Annotated in this window: 4 protein-coding genes and 1 pseudogene; 4 read left to right on the top strand and 1 reads right to left on the bottom strand. The window is 58.3% G+C overall.

The window, feature by feature from the left end; translation table 11 throughout:
- A pseudogene (locus HX786_RS31410) lies at positions 1-104 on the bottom strand (DUF2066 domain-containing protein); the annotation flags it as partial.
- Positions 105-463: 359 nt separating this feature from the next.
- Here HX786_RS31410 and purM point away from each other — a divergent pair.
- The 4 genes from purM to HX786_RS31390 all read left to right on the top strand — a co-directional run bounded on the left by purM (position 464) and on the right by HX786_RS31390 (position 3,336).
- Positions 464-1,522, top strand: coding sequence for a phosphoribosylformylglycinamidine cyclo-ligase (gene purM, locus HX786_RS31405; protein ID WP_003210744.1), 1,059 nt, complete (start codon positions 464-466; stop codon positions 1,520-1,522).
- The gene (purN, locus tag HX786_RS31400) at positions 1,522-2,172 is read left to right on the top strand and encodes a phosphoribosylglycinamide formyltransferase (protein WP_008438189.1); all 651 of its coding nucleotides are present in this window, start codon (positions 1,522-1,524) and stop codon (positions 2,170-2,172) included. Before purM ends, purN begins: the two co-directional genes overlap by 1 nt.
- A gap of 8 nt (positions 2,173-2,180) precedes the next feature.
- Complete coding sequence (locus tag HX786_RS31395) at positions 2,181-2,894, top strand: DUF3108 domain-containing protein (RefSeq protein ID WP_003210742.1); 714 nt, start codon at positions 2,181-2,183, stop codon at positions 2,892-2,894.
- Between the two features lie 253 nt (positions 2,895-3,147).
- On the top strand, positions 3,148-3,336 hold the full coding sequence (locus tag HX786_RS31390; RefSeq protein ID WP_003210741.1) for a hypothetical protein: 189 nt from the start codon (positions 3,148-3,150) through the stop codon (positions 3,334-3,336).
- Positions 3,337-3,427 lie beyond the last annotated feature (91 nt).

The raw sequence follows: 3,427 nt of genomic DNA, 5'->3' as shown, positions 1-3,427 counted from the left end.
CTGACCGGCTCCAGCACTTGATAGAGACCATTGAGGGTTTCGGCATGACTCGCCAGGCTGACCAACGACAAGCAGCCCACAAAAAAATATTTACTCAGACCCATGAAAGAAGATTCCCGAACGGCAAATAAGCGGTTGGAACAGACCGCGTGAACACTGTTGAGCAAGGCTGTGACCACAGCGACCGGCAAAACATTCACAGGGTCTCGGCAAGTTTTTGTACTGTCATAACGATAGCGAGTTAAAGGCTATACCTTAATAGGGCCTGTGACCGACTCGATTAGCGATTTTTTTAACAGCTATTGCCCCTGCCCGTCGGCCCGAGGATGGCCGCTGCCCCTCAAGCCTGATAAAATCGCGCGCCTTCGCAGACCGTCAATGGCAGGCCGTGCTGAAACTTCAGGTTTCGGTACACCCGCCGCATTCGGTCGTTACCCCTGAATCCCCCCTAAAGGCCTGGATCATGAGCAAGCAACCCTCCCTGAGCTACAAGGACGCCGGTGTAGACATCGACGCCGGTGAAGCATTGGTCGAACGCATCAAGAGCGTCGCCAAGCGCACTGCGCGCCCCGAAGTCATGGGCGGCCTGGGCGGTTTTGGCGCCCTCTGCGAGATCCCGGCCGGCTACAAGCAGCCTGTATTGGTCTCCGGCACCGACGGTGTGGGCACCAAGCTGCGCCTGGCACTGAACCTGAACAAGCACGACAGCATCGGCATCGACCTGGTTGCCATGTGCGTGAACGACCTGGTGGTGTGCGGCGCCGAGCCGCTGTTCTTCCTTGACTACTACGCCACCGGCAAGCTCAACGTCGAGACCGCTACCCAGGTGGTCACCGGCATTGGCGCTGGCTGCGAACTGTCCGGCTGCTCCCTGGTCGGCGGCGAAACCGCTGAAATGCCAGGCATGTACGAAGGCGAAGACTACGACCTGGCCGGTTTCTGCGTCGGCGTTGTCGAAAAATCCGAAATCATCGACGGCTCCAAGGTGGCTGCCGGTGACGCCCTGCTGGCCCTGCCATCGTCCGGCCCGCACTCCAACGGCTACTCGCTGATCCGCAAGATCATCGAAGTGTCCGGCGCCGACATCGAAACCATCCAGCTCGACGGCAAGCCCTTGACCGACCTGCTGATGGCCCCGACCCGCATCTACGTGAAGCCGTTGCTCAAGCTGATCAAGGACACCGGCGCGGTCAAGGCCATGGCCCACATCACCGGTGGCGGCCTTCTGGACAACATCCCGCGCGTACTGCCTGAAGGCGCCCAGGCGATTGTCGACGTGGCCAGCTGGCAGCGCCCGGCAGTCTTCGACTGGCTGCAAGAGAAAGGCAACGTCAACGAAACCGAGATGCACCGCGTGCTGAACTGCGGCGTGGGCATGGTCATCTGCGTGGCTCAAGAGCACGTTGAAAGCGCGCTGAACGTATTGCGTGAAGCCGGCGAACAGCCTTGGGTCATCGGCCAGATCGCTACCGCCCCTGAAGGCGCGGCTCAGGTTGAACTGAAGAACCTTAAGGCGCACTGATGCCTGCAACCTGTGATGTCGTGGTGCTGCTCTCCGGCACCGGCAGTAACTTGCAGGCCCTGATCGACAGCACGCGCGCCGGCGACAGCCCGGTGCGCATCGCTGCGGTGATTTCCAACCGCAGCGACGCCTACGGCCTGCAACGCGCCAGGGACGCAGGTATCGACACCCGCTCCCTGGATCACAAGGCTTTCGAAGGCCGCGAGGCCTTCGACAGCGCCTTGATCGAACTGATCGACGCCTTCAACCCCAAACTCGTGGTACTGGCCGGCTTCATGCGCATTCTCAGCGCTGACTTCGTGCGTCACTACAACGGGCGTCTGCTGAATATCCACCCGTCCCTGCTGCCAAAATACAAAGGGTTACACACCCACCAGCGTGCCCTGGAGGCCGGCGACACCGAGCACGGCTGCAGCGTGCACTTTGTCACCGAGGAACTCGATGGCGGGCCTCTGGTCGTACAGGCAGTAGTTCCGGTAGAGTCTGCGGACTCTGCGCAGACGCTTGCGCAACGGGTTCACACCCAGGAACACAGGATTTACCCGCTGGCTGTTCGCTGGTTCGCTGAGGGACGGTTGATTCTTGGCGACCACGGTGCATTATTGGACGGTCAGTTACTTGCGGCCAGCGGCCACTTGATTCGAACCTAGGAGACTTTATGCGTCGCGCCCTGCTCTTCGCTTTTGCGCTGTTCGCCTTGCCTGCCGTGCAAGCGGCAGACCTTCACCCTTTCTCCGCCAGCTACACCGCCGACTGGAAACAGTTGCCCATGAGTGGTTCGGCAGAACGCAGCCTGACCAAGAATGACAACGGCAGCTGGACCTTGAATTTCAAGGCTTCCATGATGATCGCCAGCCTGACTGAAACCAGCGTGATCCGCTTCGACAAAGACGCCCTGCAACCGGTGAGCTACACCTTCGAACGCGGTGGCCTGGGCAAGACGAAGAAGATCAACCTCGACTTCGATCAGACGGCCAAGAAAGTCACCGGCTTTGAAAACAAGGACCCGGTCAACGTGGCCCTTCAAAGCGGCATGCTCGACAAGTCGACCTACCAGCTGGCATTGCAGCGCGATGTGGCAGCCGGCAAGAAAAGCATGAGCTACAACGTCGTCGAAGGCACTGATGTCGATACCTACGACTTCCGCGTGATCGGCCCGGAAAAGGTCCAGACCAAAGCCGGCTCCATCGATGCGATCAAGGTCGAGCGCGTGCGTGACCCGACTCAAAGCAAGCGCATTACCCAAATGTGGTTTGCCAAGGACTGGGGCGGCATCCTGGTTGCCCTGCGCCAGGTCGAGACTGACGGCAAGGAATACAACATCATGCTGCAAGACGGTACCGTTGACGGCAAGGCTGTCAAAGGCAGCTGATCCTCTGCGCAATGAAAGAGCCTCGCGTACGCGGGGCTTTTTTTCGCCTGTCGCCTGACGCCAACATGAAACTTTTGTCATAAAACTCAGCGCCCTGCGACGCAATGTCGCGGTTTCCGTGGGCTCGCGGGATTACTCCAGTTTCTGTAAAGGTGTGTTGCAATTCCTGGTTATTTACTTAGCAAGCTAACAAATCATATAACAAAGGCCTGCGACGCCTTGCCGCAGATCAACCAGAGATTGGAGCAAGCAGATGACTGTAAAAGTAACTGAACGCGACGATGAACATATGTCCCACGAAGCAGTAGCCCACGGGATTCACATCTGGGATGTACACCAGCAAGACCTGCTGGTCGGCATGTTTCACGACGAGGCCGAAGCTCATAATTATAAAAACGAGCTCGAGACCCTTGAGATGAAACGCCAGGCGCAAAGCTCCTGAAACTCTGAAATCCTGTAGATAACCAGCCCCACGCAGCTGGAGTGTCTATAAACACAAACCCCGCCTTTTGAGCGGGGTTTGTGTTTATAGA

Source organism: Pseudomonas sp. 21615526, from assembly GCF_013386245.1.
GTDB lineage: Bacteria > Pseudomonadota > Gammaproteobacteria > Pseudomonadales > Pseudomonadaceae > Aquipseudomonas.
This window is presented reverse-complemented; position numbering and strand designations above follow the sequence as displayed.

Bases quoted from the DNA above. Each gene is read 5' to 3' on its own strand.
- purN (WP_008438189.1), top strand. From the start codon at position 1,522: ATGCCTGCAACCTGTGATGTCGTGGTGCTGCTCTCCGGCACCGGCAGT.
- purM (WP_003210744.1), top strand. From the start codon at position 464: ATGAGCAAGCAACCCTCCCTGAGCTACAAGGACGCCGGTGTAGACATC.
- HX786_RS31395 (WP_003210742.1), top strand. From the start codon at position 2,181: ATGCGTCGCGCCCTGCTCTTCGCTTTTGCGCTGTTCGCCTTGCCTGCC.
- HX786_RS31390 (WP_003210741.1), top strand. From the start codon at position 3,148: ATGACTGTAAAAGTAACTGAACGCGACGATGAACATATGTCCCACGAA.